Source organism: Stappia sp. MMSF_3263, from assembly GCF_030733745.1.
In the GTDB taxonomy this organism is placed as follows: Bacteria; Pseudomonadota; Alphaproteobacteria; order Rhizobiales; family Stappiaceae; genus Stappia.
Genome location: NZ_JASHIK010000014.1, coordinates 74,334 through 94,169 on the forward strand (window position 1 = coordinate 74,334; position 19,836 = coordinate 94,169).

A 19,836-nucleotide genomic window follows, 5' to 3' on the forward strand; every position below is an offset into this window, starting at 1 on the left:
ATCCGAGGGTGGGTGGCGGTTGAGACCCCCCCCTGCCTACCCCGCCTCCGCGAACCGAACCTCGCCCGCGTTGAGAAAACACGTCTTGCCGAAGACGCGAAGATCGAGCGGGTTCGGCAGGCGGATGTCGGAAAGGTCCGGCAGCGGCTTTTTCGCCGGGTCGTAGCTCCGGTCGATCTGCGAGACGAAGGCGAGGATCGCCCCCGAGCGCCGGGCAAAGGCCGAGAGGTCCCGCATCTGCGTCTGGAGATCGGGCGTGTCGCGGCGCTGGTCGAGGATCTGAAGATAGTCGATGACCGCCAGCGTGCCGGGTGCACACCCCTCCAGCCGCTCGACGATGCGGGCCGAACAGATCCCGTCGGAGCAGTCGAGCGCAAGCAGGTTCTTCAGCGCGCCCTGTGCGCCGAGCTGCTCGAGCCGGGCCTCCACCTCGCGTTCCACATATTCCAACGTGAAGACGCAGGCGCGATGTCCCGCCTTCATGGCCTCGACCCCGAGTTCCAGCGCCAGCAGGGTCTTGCCCTCGCCGGGCCGGGCACCGACCAGCAGCATGTCGCCAGGCGAAAGGCGGGGATAAAGCCGCGCAGCCGGCGAGCGTTCGCAGGCGCGCCGCGCCAGCAGGCTCCAGCTGCGAAAGCCCTCGCGCAAGGCGATCCGGTCGAGCGCCGCGTGAAGGGGAAGAGCGTCCCGCCTGGAGAGAAGCCGGGCCTCGCGCTTCAAACGATAGAGAGGGGCGGACAGATGCATGTCGAAACCTCCTGCCACGAGCCGATCGCGCAGTCCCTCCTTGTGCCGTCACTCGTACAGTCGGTTGACATGTGAATTCGCGCGCCCTGCATGCATGATGCTTCCCCGGATGGAGGGAGGAGGCGCGGGCCGCGCCAGAGTTGCAGTCTAGCGCAAGCGGGCCTGCATCCGGAAGCGCCCCCGTCGTCTTCCCCCGGAGAACGCGAAAGGCGCGCGCCGCTGTCGCGGCCCGCGCCCTTTTCGTTCTCCTTGGCAGCCCTGCTGACGGCGCGACCTAAAGCCGGATCTGGCCGTAGCGCAGCGCCTCGACCACCGTATGGGTCTTGTTCGAGGCATTGAGCTTGGCGCTGGCGTTCTGCAGATGCGCGTGCACCGTGCGCTGCGAGATCTCCAGCAGGCCGGCAATGTCGCTCGCCGTCTTGCCCAGCGCGGTCAGCTCCAGCACCCGGCGCTCGCGCGCCGACAGGTCGCCCGGGCGCTGCACCGACAGCACGCCAAGCTCGATCAGCCGGCGGAAGGCGGTGTTGCAGATCAGCTCCAGATTGGACAGATCCACCGAGCTCGCCTCCAGATGCGCGCCGCCGCCAAGCACCAGGGCCTGGAAGGGGTGCGTCTCGGTCACCGGAGCAACGACGACGCGGGTGTCGGCGCCCAGCGAGGCAAAGAGCTCGGAGTGGCCGATATCGCCCGCCGTGACATCCCACAGGAACGCCCGGTTGCGCATCAGGCCCAGCATCAAGGCGCTGTCTTCGACGTCGATCTCGGCGCGCTCGATCCCGCCGGCGCGGTCGTCCGCCCAGCGGAAGCGATGCACGAGACCGTTGATCGGCCGGTTCGGCATCGGCAGGCCGGTGACGAGAATATGTGTCGCGCCCAGTCGCCTGAGCTGTGCCTCGACAATGTCGAGTACGTGCTTGCTCGTCTGTGCATCGGCTATCGCCGAAGCCTTAGACTGCATCTCCATCGGGTCGGCCATCTGTCCTGCCTTTCGTCCTGCCCGGCACCCAACCTCGGTCGGCTCGCCATCTTCGGTTGTCGTATCGTCCGCAACTTTCGCGATACCCGGGATGCCATTGGCGAAACCGGCCGAAACCGGCTTTCACGATCATGCAAAAACCCGGATGCGCTCCTCCGTACGCGGTGCCCCCACCCCTGTTGAAAACCGTTAGGTCGCGCGCTTCAGTGATGCACCGACCCACCGTTCTACCTTTGCCGGCCGTACGGTTTTGCTCACCAATCGTTCGAATTCCGCCGATTCAGGCGAGCGCCGCAAAGCTGTCCCCCCGCAATCTCACCACGGAAGGCATGACTTCTGCAACCCTCTGTTACCAATAGTTTTTACTGCAACGAAACAAAATGGGGGACAGAACGCGAATTCAGTGCCGTCCAGACGTTTCTTCAGTCGCTGCGCGACACAACGAAAGGACAATCCGCCTAAATCTTAGGTTGTCCTTGATTGGCATTATAGTCACGGTTCCAATTGACAGTAGAAATGATTCACAGCGCGTGCCCCGCGCCTTTCCGGGATTTGCCTCGCGGGCTTTCTCCCCCGTCGCAGGAATGCTATTGCGCTCAACGCAAGGTGCCGCGCCCGGCTGTTCGGCGCGGCTGTTCGGCCGCCAAGGGACCCAGAGACAAGATGACAGTGCACGCCCGCCGCCTCCCCGCCCTGTTTGTCGCCGCCATGGTCGCCGCGTCCTGCTCGCCGACCGTCGATGGCGGCCCGGTGGCCGCGGTGCGCACCTCCAACGTGACCCTGGTGCAGATCACCGAGACCGGCGCCGGCGGGCTGACCGACGACACGCCCTACTCCGAAAAGGCCGTCGTGGCGGCGCTTCCCGGCTTCACCGCCGAGGGCTTCCAGGCGGCGACCGAGGACAGGACGGAATGGGCGATCGGCGCCTTCAATTCCGACGGCTTCCAGGTGCTGCATGTCTACAAGGGGGACAAGGGCCGCATCCGCGAGGTGCACGGCGTCACCCATCACCTGCAGGGACCCAATGGCGAGCGAATCGGCATGACCTTCGCCGAGGTCGGCACGGCGCGCGGCGATTGCCGCGTCGGCCGCAACCTGTGGCGCGGCATGGCCATCTGCAAGGCACGTGGCAGCGAGCGGGTGACGCTGGTCTACGCGGTCTCGCAGTATCAGGGTCCGTTCGACCGCCTGCCGCCGGACGACCAGCTGCGCAAGGCCTCCATCCAGCGGATCATCTGGAAGGCCTCCTGACGCCGCCCCTTACACCCGCCTGAGCCGGCAACACCGTCCCGTTTCGGGACGCGGGCGCCGGCATGCCCTTTGCGTTCCCCTCCTGATCGGGAGAGTGGATGGGCATGAAACGGGACTGGCAAACGTCGAAACTGATCCTGCCGGCCGCACCCCGGCTGACACGCCGGGCGCTTTTCGGCGGTCTGGCCAGTGGCGGCCTGGCGCTTGCCGGTCTCGTTTCCTCGCCGCTCGGACGTCGTCCGGCAAGCGCCGCCGTACGCGTCGCCGACCTGCGCGGCACGATAGACGCGGCCGAGTTCGGCATCCGTCCGGGCGCTGCCGACGACCAGAGCGCCCTGATGCAGCAGGCGATCGACGCGGCGGCAAGCCGCGGACGCGCCCTGTTCCTGCCGGGCGGACGCTACACGGTCGCCAATCTCCGACTGCCGTCGGGCCCAAGGCTCGTCGGCCTGCCGGGGCAGACGCGCTTCGACTATCAGGGCGGCGGCCATCTGGTCTTCGCCGAGGGCGCCAAGTCGGTCGGCATGGAAGGCATCCATTTCGACGGCGACAACAAGCTGCTCGGCGAGTACACCCCCGCACTCCTGCATTTCGCCGATGTCGACGACCTCCTGATCGAGGGCTGTGCCATTTCGGGCAGTTCCAAGACGGGGCTGGCGCTCGACCGCTGCGCCGGCCGGGTCACCGGCAACATCATGTCCGGCGCGCGCGGCGCGGGCCTGCGCTCCATCGAGGCGCGCGGCCTGTCGATCACCGACAATCACGTTCGTGACTGCGCCAATGCCGGCATTCTCGTCTATCGCTGGTCGGAGGGCGAGGACGGCACCATCGTCACCGGTAACCGGGTCGAACGGATTGCCGCGCGAGACGGCGGCACGGGTCAGAACGGCAACGGCATCAACATCTTCCGCGCCCATGGCGTGGTCGTGCGCGGCAACCGCATCGCCGATTGCGCATTCTCGGCCATTCGCTCCAACTCCGGCTCCAACATCGTCATCGAAGGCAATTCCTGCCTGCGTTCCGGCGAGACGGCGATCTACTCGGAGTTCGCCTTCCAGGGCGCCGTGATCGCCGGCAACCTCGTCGACGGCGGCGCCATCGGCATCTCGATCGCCAATTTCCTCGATGGCGGGCGGCTGGCGACCTGTTCCGGAAACGTGGTGCGCAACATCGTCGACACCGGCCCCTACCCGGCCGAGGTGCAAGGTTTCGGCATCGGCATCGCGGTAGAGGCCGACACGGCGCTGACCGGAAACGTGGTGGAAAAGGCCGCGCGCATCGGGCTGCACATGGGCTGGGGCCCCTATCTGCGCGATGTCGCGGCGACCTCCAACGTCATTCGCGACTGTCCGATCGGCACCGCCGTGACGGTTGTCGAGGGGGCGGGGCCGGCGTTGATTTCGGGCAATCTCTATTCCGGCGCGACGCGCGGCGCCATTGTCGGCCACCGCTGGAAGGAGGCAACGACCGGCGACCTGACGAAACAGGGCGCCGCCGAGGCCTTCTCCCATCTCGCCATTCAGGGAAACATGGTGCGGTAGGGGGAGGCCGCAGCCTCAGCCGGCAACGCTCCGCAAGGGCGCGAAGGCGTCCGAAACGGCCCGGATGTCGCCGACATGGCGGCCCGTCCAGTTGGTCAGGCGCGGCGCCAGCCAGGGTGCGAGGCCGGCGGTCTCGTCCTCGTCCTTGTCGATCAGCGCATCAATGACAGCCGCCATCATGGTTTCGGCCGCACGGGTCGCCCCGTCCTCGCATTTCAGCGCGATGCCGATGCCCTTTTCCGGGATCGAGCAGGTGAAGACGCCCTCGGCCCCGGTCTTGACGAAGACGCGCCCCCGGAAGGTCCGCATCACCTCGGTGCAGAAGCGCTCGCTGCCGGCGACCATGAAGGCGTTGTCGACACAGGCATTGTAGAGGCGTTCAACCGCCTCGGCCCGCAGCGGGGAAAGCCCCTCGCCGGTGCCAAGCCGGGCAAAGGCCAGGGCTGCCGCCTCCAGCGGCATCGCATAGGTGGGGATCGAACACCCGTCGGTGCCGCGCGCCATGTCCTTCAGCGAAACGCCGGCGATTTCCTCGATGGCGGCGCGCACCTCGATCTGCACCGGATGGTCGGGCTCGACATAGCCGCGCGTCGGCGCGCCAAGGGTCCGGGCAAGGCCGAGAAAACCGGCATGCTTGCCCGAGCAATTGTTGTGCAGCGGGCACGGGGTCGCGTCGGCCCGGTGGATGGCGGCGACATCCTGCATGCGCGAGGGCCACTGGTTGCCGCATTCCAGCGCGTCTTCCTCCAGCCCCGCCTTCAGCAGCATCACCCGCGCGGCGTTGACATGCACTTCCTCGCCATTGTGCGAGGCGCAGGCAAGCGCCAGCTCGGCCGGCTCGAGATCGAGCGCGTCGGCGGCGCCGGATTCAACCAGCGGCAGCGCCTGCAGGGCCTTGACCGCCGAGCGCGGAAAAACCGGACGGGCGGTGTCGCCAAGGCCCGCGACCTTGCGGCCCGCAGCATCGACAATGGCGATGGCGCCGCGATGGCGGCTTTCGACCGCGTCGCCGCGCAGCACCTCGACCAGAACCGGATTGTCCATGGTCAAGCTCCTTCCGCCACGGCCTGGAGGGCGGGCCGGCGGGCGGCGATGAAAGCGGCGAGCCGCTCCAGCGCGCCGTCAAGCACCTCGTCCTTCTTGCAGAAACAGAAGCGGACGAAATTGGTCGGTGCGTCGGCGACATAGAAGGCGGAGACCGGAACGGCAGCAACGCCCGCCTCCTCGACAAGCTGCCGGCAGATGTCGGCATCGGTGCCCTCGAGCCCCAGCGCGGAGACGTCGCAGGTGAGGAAATAGGTGCCCTCGCAAGGCAGCACGCCGAAGCCCAGCGCCGCGAGCCCGCCGGCGAAGCGATCGCGCTTGGCCTGCATCTCGTCGCGCAGGCCGGCGAAATAACCGTCGTCCTTGCCGAGCCCGTAGGCGACCGCCTTCTGCAGGTTCGGCGGGGTGGTGAAGGTGACGAACTGGTGCGCCTTCGCGATCGGGTCGAGCAGGTTCGGCGCCGCCGTGACATAGCCGACCTTCCAGCCGGTCAGCGAGAAGGTCTTGCCGGCCGAACCGATGCGCACGGCGCGCTCGCGCATGCCCGGGAACGCGATCAGCGGCATGTGCCGGCGGCCGTCGAACAGCAGGTGCTCGTAGACCTCGTCGCAGATCGCATAGACGCCGTGCTCGTTGCACAGCCGCGCGATCGCCGCCAGTTCCTCTTCCTGGAACACCTTGCCGGCCGGGTTCATCGGGTTGTTGATGAGGATCGCCTTGGTGTTCTCGGTAAAGGCATCGGCAAGCGCATGAAGGTCGAGGCGCCACTGCGGCGGCGTCACGCGCAGGCGCACCGGAATGCCGCCGGCGCGCTTCACCAGCGGCAGGTAGCAGTCGTAGAGCGGCTCGATAAGGATCACCTCGTCGCCCGGCTCGAGCAGCGCCAGCAGCACATCGGCGAGCGCTTCCGTCGCTCCCGACGTGACCATCACTTCGCTCTGCCAGTCGACGTCCAGGTCGTAGAAGCGCTTGGCCGAGGCGGCCACCGCCTGGCGCAGTTCCGGCAGGCCGAGCATCGGCGGATACTGGTTCGGACCCGCCATCAGCGCGTCGGCCGCCACCTGGCGCACGTCGGCGGGGCCGTCCACATCGGGAAAGCCCTGGCCGAGATTGATCGCCCCGCGGGCGATGGCCAGCCGCGACATGGTCTCGAAGATCGTGGTCGGAAGACCGGTGAAAACGGGATTGGTCGGCTTCATGATCTTCGTGCGTCCCCACATCACGGCAATTCTCCGGCCTTAGTATCCATTCCCTGACGCTGCGTCGAGTGCGTAAGCAGGCGGGCCGTCCCGAACATCACTTGTCCGGAACGGCCCGCATCGATCAATCCGCGTCAAAGTGTCGTGTCACCGCACCAGGATGTTGCGGAACTGCCAGGGATCGCTCTCGTCGAGATCCTCGGCGAAGAAGCCCGGCCGCCCGTCAAGCGGCGTCCAGTCGGTGTAGTAGCCCTTGACCGGACCGAGATAGGGGCGCTGCACCTCGAGGCAGCGGCGATAGTCCATCTCGTCGGCCTCGACGATGCCTTCGCGCGGGTTCTCGAGAGCCCAGACCATGCCGGCCAGCACGGCCGAGGTCACCTGCAGGCCGGTCGCGTTCTGGTAGGGCGCGATCTCCCGGGTTTCCTCGATGGAAAGCTGCGAGCCGAACCAGTAGGCGTTCTTCTCGTGGCCGTAGAGCAGCACGCCAAGCTCGTCGATGCCGTCGATGATCTCGTCTTCGGCGAGCACGTGCAGCGTTTCCTGCATCTTGCCGGCCGCGCCGAACAGTTCGTGCAGCGACAGCACCGCGTCGTTGGCCGGGTGGTAGGCATAGTGGCAGGTCGGCCGGTAGACGACCTTGCCGTCCTCCTTCACCGTGAAATAGTCGGCGATGGAAATCGACTCGTTGTGGGTGACGAGGAAGCCGTACTGGGCGCCCGGCGTCGGGCACCAGGTGCGCACACGCGTGTTGGCGCCCGGCTGCTCCAGGTAGATCGCCGCCTTGCAGCCCTTCTTGTGCTTGCGGGCGTTCTTCGGCATCCACTTCTCGTGCGTGCCCCAGCCGAGCTCGGACGGCTGGAAGCCTTCGGAGAGGAAGCCCTCGACCGACCAGGTGTTCCAGAAGGCGCCCATCGGCTTCGGCTTCCTGGCACGCTGGGTGTCGCGCTCGGCGATGTGGACGCCCTTGACGCCGACCTTCTTCATCAGCTTGGCCCAGCCCTTGCGGCTGTTCGGCTCCTCGAACTTCGTGCCGGTGTCGCGGGCAATGTCGACCAGCCCCTGCTTGACGAACCAGGAGACCATGCCGGGATTGGCGCCGCAGCAGGAGACCGCCGTCGTGCCGCCGGGGTTCTTCTTCTTCTCCCGGCGCACGGTCTCGCGCAGCGCGTAGTTGGTGCGCGAGGCGTTGTCCGCGTTCTCGTCGAAATAGAAGCCGAGCCACGGCTCGACGACCGTGTCGATGTAAAGCACGCCCAGTTCGCGGCAGAGCTTCATCAGGTCCAGCGAGGACGTGTCGACGGAAAGGTTCACGCAGAAGCCCTGCCCCTCCCCCTCGGTCAGCAGCGGGGACAGCACCTGGCGGTAGTTCTCCGGCGTGATCGCGACCTTCTCGAACCTGTAGCCGCGATCATCGACCAGCTTGCGGTCGGTATCGACCGGGTCGATGACGGTGACGCGGGAGGCATCGAAGCGGAAATGCCGCTCGATCAGGGGCAGCGTGCCCTTGCCGATAGAGCCGAAGCCGATCATCACGATGGGGCCGGAGATCGTGCCGTGCACGGGCCAGGACTTGGCGGCGGCGGCAGGCGCCGGGGCGGCGGCCGGCTTCGCGGCAGCCTTGGCCCTCGTGGTCTTCCTGCGTGCCGCCGGTGTCTTCGCTTCGGTCATGGCGGATGTCCTTCTGTCTGGAAAGGTCTGCATGGGCGTGCTGAATGACAGGCGCCACGCGGGAGCATAACGCCGGGCGGCCGCTTTCGCGACCGGCCGGCCCGGAACTATCTATGGGTGATCAAGGATGACCGTCAGATGACGTAGGAGCGCAGCGGCTCGAACCCGTTGAAGGCGACCGCCGAATAGGTGGTCGTGTAGGCGCCGCAGGCCTCGATCAGCACCTTGTCGCCGATCGACAGGCTGACGGGCAGCTCGTAGGGAGCCTTCTCGTAGAGCACGTCGACGCTGTCGCAGGTCGGGCCGGCGAGCACGCAAGGGGTCTTGCGGTCGTCGTCCTTGTCCGTGCGGATCGGATAGCGGATCGCCTCGTCCATGGTCTCGGCCAGGCCGTTGAACTTGCCGATATCGAGGTAGACCCAGCGGATCTCGTCCTCGGCATCCGACTTCTTCGAGATCAGGACGACTTCCGCCTCGATCATGCCGGCATCGCCGACCATGCCGCGACCCGGCTCGATGATGGTCTGCGGAATGCGGTTGCCGAAATGCTTGGACAGGCCGCGCAGGATCGCCTCGCCGTAGCGCGGCACGCCCGGAACGTCCTTGAGGTAGCGCGCCGGAAAGCCGCCGCCGAGGTTGACCATCGACAGGTTGATGCCGCGCTCGGCCATCTCGCGGAAGATCCACGCGGCCGAGGCCAGCGCCACGTCCCAGGCCTCGACATTGGCCTGCTGCGAGCCGACATGGAACGACACGCCATGGGCGACAAGGCCAAGGCGATGGCCGTGCTCGAGCACGCGCGGCGCCATCTCGGGGGCGCAGCCGAACTTGCGCGACAGCGGCCAGTCGGCGCCCGCGCCATCGCACAGGATGCGGCAGAATATCTGGGCGCCCGGCGCGGCGCGGCCGACCTTCTCGACCTCCGCCTCGCAGTCGACCGCGAACAGGCGAACGCCGAGCTCGAAGGCCCGCGCGATGTCGCGCTCCTTCTTGATCGTGTTGCCGAAGGAAATGCGCTCCGGGCCTGCGCCGGCGGCCAGCGCCATCTCGACTTCGGCCACGGAGGCGCAGTCGAAGGAGGAGCCGAGGCGGGCAAGCAGGGCCAGCACTTCGGGAGCCGGGTTGGCCTTCACCGCGTAGAAGACACGCGTGTCCGGCAGCGCCCGCTCGAAGGCGAGATAATTGTCCTGGACGATGTCCAGATCGACGACAACGCAAGGCCCGTCGCCTCGTCGCTGGCGGAGAAAGTTCTTGATGCGCTCCGTCATGGCAGTCACCCGTTTTCCGAATTCCGGTCGCAAGCTTGCAGATGCGGTAACGCGTCCCACCCGCTTTGGAGACGGGAGAATGCGGACTGCATATGCAACGGTCGGGCATCGGATTCCCGTCGAATACGGGTAATCGCTCGCCGTTCCGCGATTGCTGCCTTGGATTGGATCGGGGACCCCGAACCGCACGGCCGGCAATGATGTAACAAGTGCCTCTTCAGTGACCCCGGGACTTGGAAACCCGGCAGAGACCAAAAAAGCCCTCTTACGTCGTTGCTTTAAGCCGTCCGTTTTGCCGCTCTATTCCGGACTAGTCCGGGCCCTATTGAGCGGCTGCCACCTTACGGTTGGACGACCACGGGCACGTGCGAATTTGGGCAAGCGACATATGAATCAAGCCGCCATCATAATCAAGAGAAAATTCGCGTTCCGGAGCGCATTTTTTGCGCCTTGATGCGCGCGCCCCGTCCCGCCCCCGCAAGTTCGGCCGATTGCGGCCATCCTCACGGAGCGATGATCGTATTTTCGTGAGGAAAACCAGATGGCGGGACGAAGGGTCCCGCCATCTGGTGTGTCGTCGGCAGCGAGGCCAGTGCGGGGAAGCCGCGCCTCAGTTGCTGTCGTTTCCGCGCGGCCCCTCGCCGCGACCTTCACCGCGCTCGCCGCGATTCTTCTGGCCGTGCCAGCGCTTGCCGTGATGACCGCCCATGCCACGGCGCGGACGATCCTCGATGGACAGGGCGCCGTCCTTGTTGCGGTCCATGCGGGCGACGAGGCCGGTCAGCGGGCGCATCGCCTCCTCCTTCGTCACGGCGAGATCGCCGTCACGGTCGAAACGCTGGAAACCGCGCACCATGCGCGTGTCGGCCCGTTCGGCCCAGATCGTGCCGAACTCCTCAAGCGTCAGAGCCTTGTCGCCATCGGTGTCGGCGGCCGCGAAGGCAGCAGCGCGGCCCTGGCGAACCTCGTCGGCGGTGACGTTGCCGTCGCCATCGGCATCGAAGCGCTCCATCATCCGGGCGTGGCCCCGGCGACCGCCGCGACGCTTGTCGTCATCGTCGTCTGCGCGTTCCATCCGCTCGAGCATACGCTCGGCGCGGCGGTTGTACTCGGCCTCGGTGACCTTGCCATCGCCGTCTCGGTCGAGGCGCTGGAACCCGCGCACCCGGCGCTCGGAAAACTCGCTCACATAGGCGACCTTGAATTCCTCGAGCGTCACGCTGCCATTGCCGTCGGCATCGGCGGAGGTGAACATGGCGTCCGCCTTGGCGTCGATCTCTTCCTGGGTCACCTTGCCGTCACGGTCGGTGTCGAAGCGCTCCATGAACATGCGCACCATCTGGCCGCGGCGCCCGTGATGGCCGCCGCGCTTGCCGGCATGCTTGCCCCAGTGGCCGCCGTGAGACGCCTGGTGCCAGCCGTGCTTGCCGCCGCCTTCTCCGCGACCGCCACGATCGGCGAAGGCCGGCATTGCGGTGGTGCCGACAAGCGTCGCGGCAAGGGCGGCAAGGGCAATCTTCTTCAACGTGGTCATCGCCAGGTCTCCTCTTGGGTTCGAATGCGATGACACCGAAATAGGGACCGCTTGTCGCAGAACTATGCCGGCCGGGGGGTGTTTGTGTCGCAAGCTGTGGCGGGCTCGCGGCCTGTTACACCTCGATACAATTGGCGTTTCCGCTTCGCCCGCGCGAGCGATAAGACAGGATGAAGCTGACTGTAAGGACCGGGCGGAACCCATGAGCGAGAACGGGCCACACATTCTTGTCGTCGACGATCACCGCGACATTCGCGAATCGCTGGCGCGCTACCTGCGCAAGAACGGGCTGCGCTCCTCCGTCGCCGACAGCGCCGCGCAGGCGCGCAAGTTCCTCAAGGCGGCGGCCGTCGATCTCATCGTCCTCGACATCATGATGCCGGGCGAGGACGGGCTGTCGCTCTGCCGCTCGCTGGTGGAAAGCGGCACCGTGCCGGTGATCCTGCTCACCGCCATGGCCGAGGATACCGACCGCATCGTCGGCCTGGAGATCGGCGCCGACGACTATGTCACCAAGCCCTTCAATCCGCGCGAGCTGCTGGCGCGCATCCGCGCCGTGCTGCGCCGCTCCTCGCAGGTGCCAAGGGACCGCGATCCGGTGGAGGCGGAAACCCTCGGCTTCGCCGGATGGTGGCTCGACGTGCCCAAGCGCCTGCTCACCGGAGCCGACGGCATCGCCGTTCCCCTGTCGACCGGCGAGTTCCAGCTGCTCATCGCCTTTCTCAAGCGGCCGCGCATGGTCCTGTCGCGCGACCAGCTTCTCGATCTCACGTCGGGACGCAGTCCCGGCGTCTTCGACCGCTCCATCGACAACCAGGTCAGCCGGCTGCGGCGGAAGATCGAACCCGATCCCAAGTCCCCCGAGCTCATCAAGACGGTCTGGGGCGGCGGCTATACCTTCACCGCCGAGGTTGAGGAGCGCGCCGAATGAAGCGCTTCCGTCCCTGGCCGCAATCGCTCGCCGGCCAGCTCATCGCGCTGCTGCTGATCGCGCTCGTGGTCGCGCAGGTGCTGACCCTGTGGCTCTTCGCCGGCGAGCGCCGGGTGGCGCTGGTCGAACTTGCCCGCAACACCATCGTGTCGCGCACCGTCTCGCTGGTGCGTCTGGTCGAAGACGCGACCGAGACCCAGCGCCCGGAGATGCTGCGCGCCATATCGAGCCGCTTCCTTTGGTTCTGGATCGACGAAACGCCGGCCCTTGGCAACACCGGCAAGGGCAAGACCGACAGGCGCATCGCCGGCATGCTGGCGGAGGAACTGGGGGCGGAGCGCGACATTCGCGTCGACGTCTCCCATCGCCCGCCGGTGCGCGAGGCCCCCTCGCGGCGGCGCATCGATGTCGGCGAGCGCGACGGCGATGACGACGGACGGGCAGAGGACGACCGGCGGCGTGGCCGGGACCGCTGGCGCGATGCGCCGGTGTCGCTGACCCTGTCCGTGGGCCTTGCCGATGGCCGCTGGCTGAACGGATCGAGCCGCTTTCGCGTGCCGCGCAACACGCTGCTGCCGGTGCTTGTCGCGGTCGCGCTGATGGCGGCGGCGATCATCGCCATCATCGCGCTGACCGTGCGGCGCCTGACGCGCCCCTTGCGCGAGCTGGCCGCGGCAGCCGACCGGCTCGGCCGGGGCGAGGATGTCGAGGCGCTGGCCGAGACCGGCCCCTTAGAGGTGCGCGGCACCATCCATGCCTTCAATGTCATGCAGGACCGCCTCACCCGCTTCGTGCGCGATCGCACCCGCATGCTCGGCGCGATCAGCCACGATCTCAGGACACCGATCACCTCGCTGAGGATCCGGGCCGAATTCATCGACGACGAGGAAAACCGCGAGAAGGTGATCGAGACGCTCGACGAGATGCAGGGCATGGTCGAGGCAACGCTCGCCTTCGCCCGTGACGAGGCCTCCCGGGAGGACGCCGCGCGGACCGATCTGGGCGGTTTCATCGACGCCATCGCCGAGGATTATCGCGACATGGGCCGGCCGGTTGCCTTCGACCCGCCCGCCGGGCGCATCGTCGTGTCATGCCGCCCGCTCAGCCTGAAGCGGGCGCTGCGCAACCTGATCGACAACGCGGTGCGCTATGGCGGGGAGGCCGAGCTCTCGCTCCATGCCGGCGCCGGTTCTGTGCGCATTGCCGTTGCCGACCGTGGCCCGGGCATTCCCGAAGACCGGCTCAACGATGTGTTCGAGCCGTTCGTGCGGATCGAGGAATCGCGGTCCGAGGAAACCGGCGGCATCGGCCTTGGCCTGTCGATCGCCCGGTCCATCGTCCATGCCCATGGCGGTACGCTGGAACTCGTCAACCGGCCGCAAGGCGGGCTGGAGGCGCGAATCATGCTTCCCGCCGACCGTCCGACGCGGGCCTGATCCCCTCGCGCCCGGTTCCGGGACATCGCTCTCAAGCAAGATCGAGCTGCCGCTAGGGCAGCTCGCATGCTTTTCCAATGGAAAACCCGGAAAAAACCGGCTCACGTCCGCAATGACGTTGCCTTCCTCAGGGTCCGATCCCCATCATTAGAAATCGGCAAGGTTTTCCATGTTACATCTGCCGATACGTCAAGGATAGAACCCTCGACCGGCTCCGGGGAGGAGTGTTTTCGACTGAGTGAAAACAGGAGACACAGGAGGTGGTCACCCTGTCGTCAAGAAACCGGTACATGTCGGCATCCGCAACACAGCGGGAGCGACGCAGGACGCCACGGGCGCAAGGGTCCATACCCGTCATGGTGGTGACCATGCGCGGCCCGATGCCCGCGAAGCTGAAGGATCTGAGCCTCACGGGCTGTCGCATCCTGTGCTCCGACCTGCCGAAATTCGCACTCAGCGTGCGTATCTCGGTCACCGCCTACGGGCTGGAGCTGCGGGCGGAGCAGCGCTGGCGGCGCGGCGAGGAGAGCGGCTGGCGGTTCATCTACAACGATCCCGAGCAGGAGCGGCTCAAGGACATCATCTTCAACGAGATTTCCAAACGCCAGAACGCCGAGACGATCGAACAGCCCTATCGGCCCGGAGGCCGATAGGAGGGTCGCTCGTGCCGGACGCGGTCCGCCGGCCGGTTCAGGCGCCGGCCAGCGCCTTCGCCTCGAGCCGGCGGGCATGCAGGACCGGCTCGGTATAGCCGGACGGCTGCTCGCGCCCCTTGAACACCAGGTCGCAAGCGGCCTTGAAGGCGACCGAGGCGTCGAAATCCGCAGCCATCGGCGTGTAGAGCGGGTCGCCGGCATTCTGCCCGTCGACCACCCCCGCCATGCGCTTCATCGTCTCCATCACCTGGGCGTCCGTGCAGACGCCGTGGCGCAGCCAGTTGGCGATGTGCTGGGAGGAAATCCGCAGCGTCGCCCGGTCCTCCATCAGGCCGACATCGTTGATGTCCGGCACCTTGGAGCAACCGACCCCCTGGTCGACCCAGCGCACCACATAGCCCAGGATCCCTTGCGCGTTGTTGTCGAGCTCGGCCTGGATTTCCTGCGCCGACCAGTTCGGCCGCTCGGCCACCGGGATCGACAGGATATCATCGAGGCTGGCGCGGCCGCGTGCCTTCAGTTCCTGCTGGCGGGCGGCGACGTCGACGACATGGTAGTGCAGCGCGTGCAGCGTCGCCGCCGTCGGCGAAGGCACCCAGGCGGTCGTCGCGCCGGCCTTCGGATGGCCGATCTTCTGCTCCAGCATCGCCTGCATCAGGTCCGGCATCGCCCACATGCCCTTGCCGATCTGGGCATGGCCCGGCAGGCCGCATTCCAGGCCGACGTCGACATTCCAGTTCTCGTAGGCGGCGATCCAGGGGGCCTGTTTCATGTCGCCCTTGCGGATCATCGGGCCGGCTTCCATCGAGGTGTGCATCTCGTCGCCGGTACGGTCGAGGAAGCCGGTGTTGATGAAGCACACGCGGGACGCTGCCGCGCGAATGCACTCCTTGAGGTTGACGGTGGTGCGCCGCTCCTCGTCCATGATGCCCATCTTCAGCGTGTCGGGCGCAAGGCCCAGCGCCTGCTCGATACGGCCGAACATCTTGTTGGCGAAGGCGACTTCCTCGGGACCGTGCATCTTCGGCTTGACGATGTAGAGCGAGCCGGCGCGCGAATTCATCCGCTTTCCGCCGCCCGCCGGGCCGCCCGTGCCGATGTCGTGCATGGCGATCAGCGCCGTCATCATGCCGTCGAGAATGCCTTCGGGCACCTCGTTGCCGTCGCGGTCGAGGATGGCCGGGTTGGTCATCAGGTGACCGACATTGCGCACCAGCATCAGCGAGCGGCCGTGCAGACGCAGCACACCGCCGGCCGGCGTCCGGTATTCCCGGTCGCCTTCCATACGCCGCACCATGGTGCGCCCGCCCTTGTCGAAGCTCGCCGTGAGGTCGCCCTTGAGCAGCCCGAGCCAATTGCGATAGGCAACGACCTTGTCTTCGGCATCGACAGCCGCGACGGAGTCCTCGCAATCCATGATGGTGGAAACGGCGGATTCCAGCACGATATCGGCGATGCCGGCCGGGTCCTCGCGGCCGATCGCATGGGCCCGATCGATCGACACCTCGATATGCATGCCGTTCTTCACGAAGAGCACCGCATCGGGGGCGCTCGCCTCGCCGCGATAACCGGCGAACTGGGCCGGGTCGGCCAGCGTCAGCGACACACCGCCCTGGCCCGCGACAACCAGCCGGCCGCCCTCGACCGAAAGCCCCGTGACCGAGGCCCAGTCGCCGGAAAGCGGCACCCGGTCGTTCATCAGTCGCCGCGCATGGGCAACGACCTCGGCGCCGCGCGCCGGATCGTAGCCGCCGCCACCCGGCCGGCTGCCCATCGCATCCGTGCCGTAGAGCGCGTCATAGAGCGAGCCCCAGCGCGCGTTGGCCGCGTTCAGCGCATAGCGGGCATTGGTGATCGGCACGACGAGCTGCGGGCCCGAGATCGAGGCGATCTCCGGATCGACATCGGCCGTCGTCACGGCGAAGGCGCCGCCCTCCTCGACCAGGTAGCCGATCTCCTTCAGGAACGCCTTGTAGGCGGGCAGGTCGACCGGGCCGGGATGGGCCTGGTGCCAGGCATCGATCTTCGCCTGCAGCGCATTACGCTTTTCCAGCAGCGCGCGGTTTTCCGGGGCAAGATCGTGGACGATGCCGGACAGCCCCTGCCAGAAGGCATCGGCCGAGACCCCGGTGCCCGGCAACGCCTCCTGCTCGACGAAATCCCGCAGTTCCCTGGCGACCTTCAGGCCGGCAATCTCGATACGCTCCATGGCGTCAGCGCTCCTTCGTTCCATCCTTGAGGGAAAACGGCGGGCATGGCGCCACCGGCTTTCCGAAATCTGCCGCGAAACCGGCCGGATCGTCATGGAGATCACGACCGGATCGGCTTCGCCCCATCAAAGCGAAGCCCCTCCACCCGGTCAATCTGTCACAAATCGAAAAGACTTGATCCGCTCCGGACATAATCAGCGAAGATCCGAGGACATGATCTCCACCAGCGCCTGCGCCACGTATCGCAGGGCCGTGTCGCCGTCGCGGCGAGCGTGCCAGGCAAGATGCAGCACGAAGCCCGGCACCGGCACGGGAGGCGCGAAGGTCACAAGGCCGCTCGCCGAAGGAACGCAGAGCGAGGGCAGCATGGCGATCAGGTCGGAGCCGGCAAGCAGTTCGGGCACCATCTGGAAGGTCGGCACGACCACGCCGACGCGCCGACACAGGCCCTGTCCGGCAAGCACCGTGTCGAGCGGGCCGCGCGTGTCGCCCCGGCCGGACACCAGCACATGCGGGTGGGCGAGCCACGTTTCCAGCCTGAAATCGCGCGCCGCCGGATGATCGGCCCGCATCGCCACCACGTAGTGCTCGCTCACCAGTTCCGTGCGCACCAGATCGTCTTCCGCCGGCGGGAAAACCGACAGCGCCAGGTCGCTCGTGCCGGCGACAAGCCCGGTGCGCGCCGCGTCCGCCCCCTGCCAGGGCTGCAGCACGAGATCGATGCCCGGTGCCGCAGCGCCCAGCCGCTCGAGCAGTGGCCGCATCACCAGAACCGCCGGATAGTCGGCCATGCTGATCTTCAGTGTCTGGCGGATCTTCTCAAGCGGCACCGGCGCCGGGTCGACCATTTCGGCGACGCCGGCAAGCAGGGTCTTGAGCGGTGCCCGCAAGGCTTCCGCCCTGTCGGTGCGGCGCATCATGCCGCGCCCGCGCTCCAGCAACTCGTCGCCGAACAGACCTCGGCACCGTTGCAAAGCGGCGGAAACCGCCGGCTGCGTCAGGCCCAGCCGTTCGGCGGCGCGGCTTACATGGGCCTCGTCGAGCAGCGCGTCGAGGACCACCAGGAGGTTGAGATCGATGCTTCTCAAATTCATAGGATTAATAATAAACTATATTTGTTATCGATTGGGATAATTTCTACAGTCCTCGCATCTTCCCTTCATCGCAATGGAGACGAAGATGACCCAGACACTGATCCTGCTCTTCCACCCGGACCTTTCGCGTTCGCGCGCCAATGCCGCGCTGGCACGGGTGGCGGCACGCCTGCCGGGCACCGAGGTGGTCGACATGCAGGCCCGGTTCCCCGACGGGCTCGACATGGCCCGCGACGCAGAAGCCGAGGCCGCCCGGCTGATCGCCGCCGAGAGGCTCGTCCTGCAGTTCCCTCTCCACTGGTACGCGCCGCCGCCGCTCCTGCAATCCTGGCAGGCAGCCGTTCTCACCCGCATGATGTATCTGCTGTCGGACACGGAAGGGGCCCGACTTGCCGGCAAGCCGTTCAGGCTCGCCGTCACAACCGGTGGCACAGCCGATGCCTATCGCAACGGCGGCCGCAACCTGTTCCCGATCACCGAGATCCTGGCGCCGCTGCGCGCCACCGCCAACCGCTGCGGCCTGACCTGGTCGCGCCCCTTCGTACTGCACGACGCCGACGGCCTCTCGGAGGGGCAGCTGGAGGCTGCCGCGCGGAACTACGCGGCGGACCTCACTGCCTGGCAGGCTGAATCCCTCCCCGTATCCGCGGAGGCCTGAACCATGACCGGCGCCACCCATGACACCCTGACGGATCTCGGGCGGGGCACGCCCGTCTGGTTCTCCCTGTCCGGCCGGCTGCTGCCAGTCTGGATCCTCGCCCAGTTCCTCACCGCCGGCCTTGCCCTGTTCGGCGAAACCGGAACATGGAACCTGCACGCCGGCCTCGGCGCGGGACTGGCCCTTCCGGTCCTTTGTCTCGCGGGCGGCGCGATCGCCGTGCCGCGGCTGCGCGGCTTCGGATGGTGGGCCGGACTTGCCGCCCTGCTCTACCTGCTGCAGGTCGCCCTCGCCGCCGGCGATGCCTCCCGCTCCCTCGCCTTCCATCCCGTCAACGGCGCTCTGCTTCTGACCGCCAGTCTGGTGCTCCTCGCCAAGATCGAACGCCGGCTTGCGCGGTCCCGCAAGACGAAGGCCTGACCCGTCGGGCCGGGTCCGTCCGGCGCCCTGCCCCTTCGCCAGCCCTGCGCCACGCGCAATCCCCTTGCGCGCGGGCACGGCTTGCATCCGATTGCACTATTGGTCATACGATAGGAACAGCCATTCCCGTCGATGAACCGGCGCTCCAGACGCGCCGCGAACCGAGACCCCCAGCAAGACCGGACAGCGACCAGAACCGGCACCCGGCCGCCGGAGACCGTCCTCGCCCGGCAGGTGAACCGACCGTCCCATGTCGCAACCAGGCTCCACCCTCGCCGCACGGTTCTACGCCCGGCCGATCCTGTTGCTGGTGCTGACCACCCTGTTCTGGGCGGGCAACACCATCGCCGGCCGGCTCGCCATCGGGGAAGTGTCGCCACTGGCCGTCGTGTTCCTGCGCTGGGTCTTCGTCTCGGCGCTGATGGTGGCGCTCTACGGCCGCCAGGTCAGGGCCGAATGGCCGATGCTGAGGAAGCACCTGCCGATGATGGCGCTGATGGGCACCATCGGACTGACTGCCTTCAACGCGCTCTTCTACATCGCCGCTCACACCACCACGGCGCTCAACATGGGCATCCTGCAGGGCTCCATGCCGATGTTCGTGCTGCTCGGCGCCTTGATCATCCTGCGCACCCCGATCCGGCCCTTGCAGGCGCTCGGCGTGCTGGTCACCATGACCGGCGTCGTCTTCATCGCCAGCCAGGGCGATTTCGCCCGCCTGGCGGAGCTAAAGGTCAATCCCGGCGACGGGCTGATGATCGCCGCCTGCATCCTCTACTCGCTCTACGCGGTGCTGTTGCGCAACCGGCCGGCGGTTTCCGGCATGGTCTTCTTCACCGTGCTCTCGGTGATCGCGGCGATCGTCTCCGTGCCCGTCTTCGCCTTCGAATTCATCCAGGGCACCGTGCAATGGCCGACCCCGAAGGGCTGGCTGGTCGTCGCCTATATCTCGATCTTCCCCTCGTTCCTGTCGCAGATCTTCTTCATGCGCGGCGTCGAGCTGATCGGCCCCGGCCGGGCCGGCGTCTTCATCAACCTGGTGCCGATCTTTTCCTCGTTGCTGGCCGTCATGCTGCTCGGCGAGCCTTTCCATCTCTATCACGCGCTCGCGCTCGCGCTGGTTCTGGTCGGCATCGCGCTGTCCGAGCGCAAGTCGCGCACCGCGGCGCCCGTTAGCTGAGGCGCAGCAACGCGCCTCGT

The 19,836-nt window shown here is 67.0% G+C and carries 17 protein-coding genes; 8 read left to right on the forward strand and 9 right to left on the reverse strand.

Features of this window, described 5'->3' with window-relative positions; all coding sequences use genetic code 11:
• Window positions 1-36: 36 nt before the first annotated feature.
• Window positions 37-747 carry a DNA helicase gene (locus tag RBB46_RS15760; RefSeq protein WP_306029980.1) on the reverse strand — a complete coding sequence of 237 codons (711 nt, stop codon included), beginning with the start codon at window positions 745-747 and terminating at the stop codon, window positions 37-39.
• 274 nt (window positions 748-1,021) lie between these two features.
• Window positions 1,022-1,723 carry a LuxR C-terminal-related transcriptional regulator gene (locus RBB46_RS15765; protein WP_306029982.1) on the reverse strand — a complete coding sequence of 234 codons (702 nt, stop codon included), beginning with the start codon at window positions 1,721-1,723 and terminating at the stop codon, window positions 1,022-1,024.
• Window positions 1,724-2,386: 663 nt separating this feature from the next.
• Here RBB46_RS15765 and RBB46_RS15770 point away from each other — a divergent pair.
• Window positions 2,387-2,974, forward strand: coding sequence for a DUF1131 family protein (locus RBB46_RS15770; RefSeq protein ID WP_306029983.1), 588 nt, complete (start codon window positions 2,387-2,389; stop codon window positions 2,972-2,974).
• A 98-nt stretch (window positions 2,975-3,072) separates the two neighbouring features.
• Window positions 3,073-4,515 carry a TIGR03808 family TAT-translocated repetitive protein gene (locus tag RBB46_RS15775; RefSeq protein WP_306029984.1) on the forward strand — a complete coding sequence of 481 codons (1,443 nt, stop codon included), beginning with the start codon at window positions 3,073-3,075 and terminating at the stop codon, window positions 4,513-4,515.
• A gap of 15 nt (window positions 4,516-4,530) precedes the next feature.
• On the opposite strand, the gene RBB46_RS15780 is transcribed toward RBB46_RS15775, so the two are convergent.
• The 5 genes from RBB46_RS15780 to RBB46_RS15800 form a co-directional block, all read right to left on the reverse strand.
• The gene (locus tag RBB46_RS15780) at window positions 4,531-5,559 is read right to left on the reverse strand and encodes an asparaginase (protein ID WP_306029985.1); all 1,029 of its coding nucleotides are present in this window, start codon (window positions 5,557-5,559) and stop codon (window positions 4,531-4,533) included.
• 2 nt (window positions 5,560-5,561) lie between these two features.
• Entirely contained in the window at window positions 5,562-6,758 is a 1,197-nt protein-coding gene (locus tag RBB46_RS15785) for an aminotransferase (protein ID WP_306030025.1), read from the reverse strand.
• A 147-nt stretch (window positions 6,759-6,905) separates the two neighbouring features.
• Entirely contained in the window at window positions 6,906-8,291 is a 1,386-nt protein-coding gene (locus RBB46_RS15790) for a homospermidine synthase (RefSeq protein WP_306030026.1), read from the reverse strand.
• Between the two features lie 272 nt (window positions 8,292-8,563).
• The gene (locus tag RBB46_RS15795; RefSeq protein WP_306029986.1) at window positions 8,564-9,697 is read right to left on the reverse strand and encodes a type III PLP-dependent enzyme; all 1,134 of its coding nucleotides are present in this window, start codon (window positions 9,695-9,697) and stop codon (window positions 8,564-8,566) included.
• A gap of 610 nt (window positions 9,698-10,307) precedes the next feature.
• On the reverse strand, window positions 10,308-11,231 hold the full coding sequence (locus tag RBB46_RS15800) for an EF-hand domain-containing protein (RefSeq protein ID WP_306029987.1): 924 nt from the start codon (window positions 11,229-11,231) through the stop codon (window positions 10,308-10,310).
• A 202-nt stretch (window positions 11,232-11,433) separates the two neighbouring features.
• Here RBB46_RS15800 and RBB46_RS15805 point away from each other — a divergent pair, with 202 nt between their 5' ends.
• The 3 genes from RBB46_RS15805 to RBB46_RS15815 all read left to right on the forward strand — a co-directional run bounded on the left by RBB46_RS15805 (window position 11,434) and on the right by RBB46_RS15815 (window position 14,251).
• Window positions 11,434-12,162 carry a response regulator gene (locus RBB46_RS15805; RefSeq protein WP_306029988.1) on the forward strand — a complete coding sequence of 243 codons (729 nt, stop codon included), beginning with the start codon at window positions 11,434-11,436 and terminating at the stop codon, window positions 12,160-12,162.
• Window positions 12,159-13,598 (forward strand): ATP-binding protein, encoded by a 1,440-nt coding sequence (locus tag RBB46_RS15810; protein ID WP_306029989.1) that lies wholly within the window; start codon window positions 12,159-12,161, stop codon window positions 13,596-13,598. The genes RBB46_RS15805 and RBB46_RS15810 overlap by 4 nt, the downstream gene beginning before the upstream one ends.
• Window positions 13,599-13,888: 290 nt before the next feature.
• Complete coding sequence (locus tag RBB46_RS15815; protein ID WP_306029990.1) at window positions 13,889-14,251, forward strand: PilZ domain-containing protein; 363 nt, start codon at window positions 13,889-13,891, stop codon at window positions 14,249-14,251.
• 37 nt (window positions 14,252-14,288) lie between these two features.
• On the opposite strand, the gene RBB46_RS15820 is transcribed toward RBB46_RS15815, so the two are convergent.
• A complete protein-coding gene (locus RBB46_RS15820; RefSeq protein WP_306029991.1) occupies window positions 14,289-16,463 on the reverse strand; it encodes a malate synthase G in 2,175 nt (724 codons plus the stop codon).
• Window positions 16,464-16,658: 195 nt separating this feature from the next.
• Window positions 16,659-17,558 (reverse strand): LysR family transcriptional regulator, encoded by a 900-nt coding sequence (locus tag RBB46_RS15825; RefSeq protein ID WP_306029992.1) that lies wholly within the window; start codon window positions 17,556-17,558, stop codon window positions 16,659-16,661.
• 85 nt (window positions 17,559-17,643) lie between these two features.
• Between RBB46_RS15825 and RBB46_RS15830 the strand changes: the two genes are divergently transcribed.
• The 3 genes from RBB46_RS15830 (at window position 17,644) to RBB46_RS15840 (ending at window position 19,816) form a co-directional block, all read left to right on the forward strand.
• Window positions 17,644-18,216, forward strand: coding sequence for an NAD(P)H-dependent oxidoreductase (locus RBB46_RS15830; protein ID WP_306029993.1), 573 nt, complete (start codon window positions 17,644-17,646; stop codon window positions 18,214-18,216).
• Between the two features lie 3 nt (window positions 18,217-18,219).
• Window positions 18,220-18,636 (forward strand): DUF6220 domain-containing protein, encoded by a 417-nt coding sequence (locus RBB46_RS15835; RefSeq protein ID WP_306029994.1) that lies wholly within the window; start codon window positions 18,220-18,222, stop codon window positions 18,634-18,636.
• A gap of 250 nt (window positions 18,637-18,886) precedes the next feature.
• Complete coding sequence (locus RBB46_RS15840) at window positions 18,887-19,816, forward strand: DMT family transporter (RefSeq protein WP_306029995.1); 930 nt, start codon at window positions 18,887-18,889, stop codon at window positions 19,814-19,816.
• The last annotated feature ends 20 nt before the right edge of the window (window positions 19,817-19,836 follow it).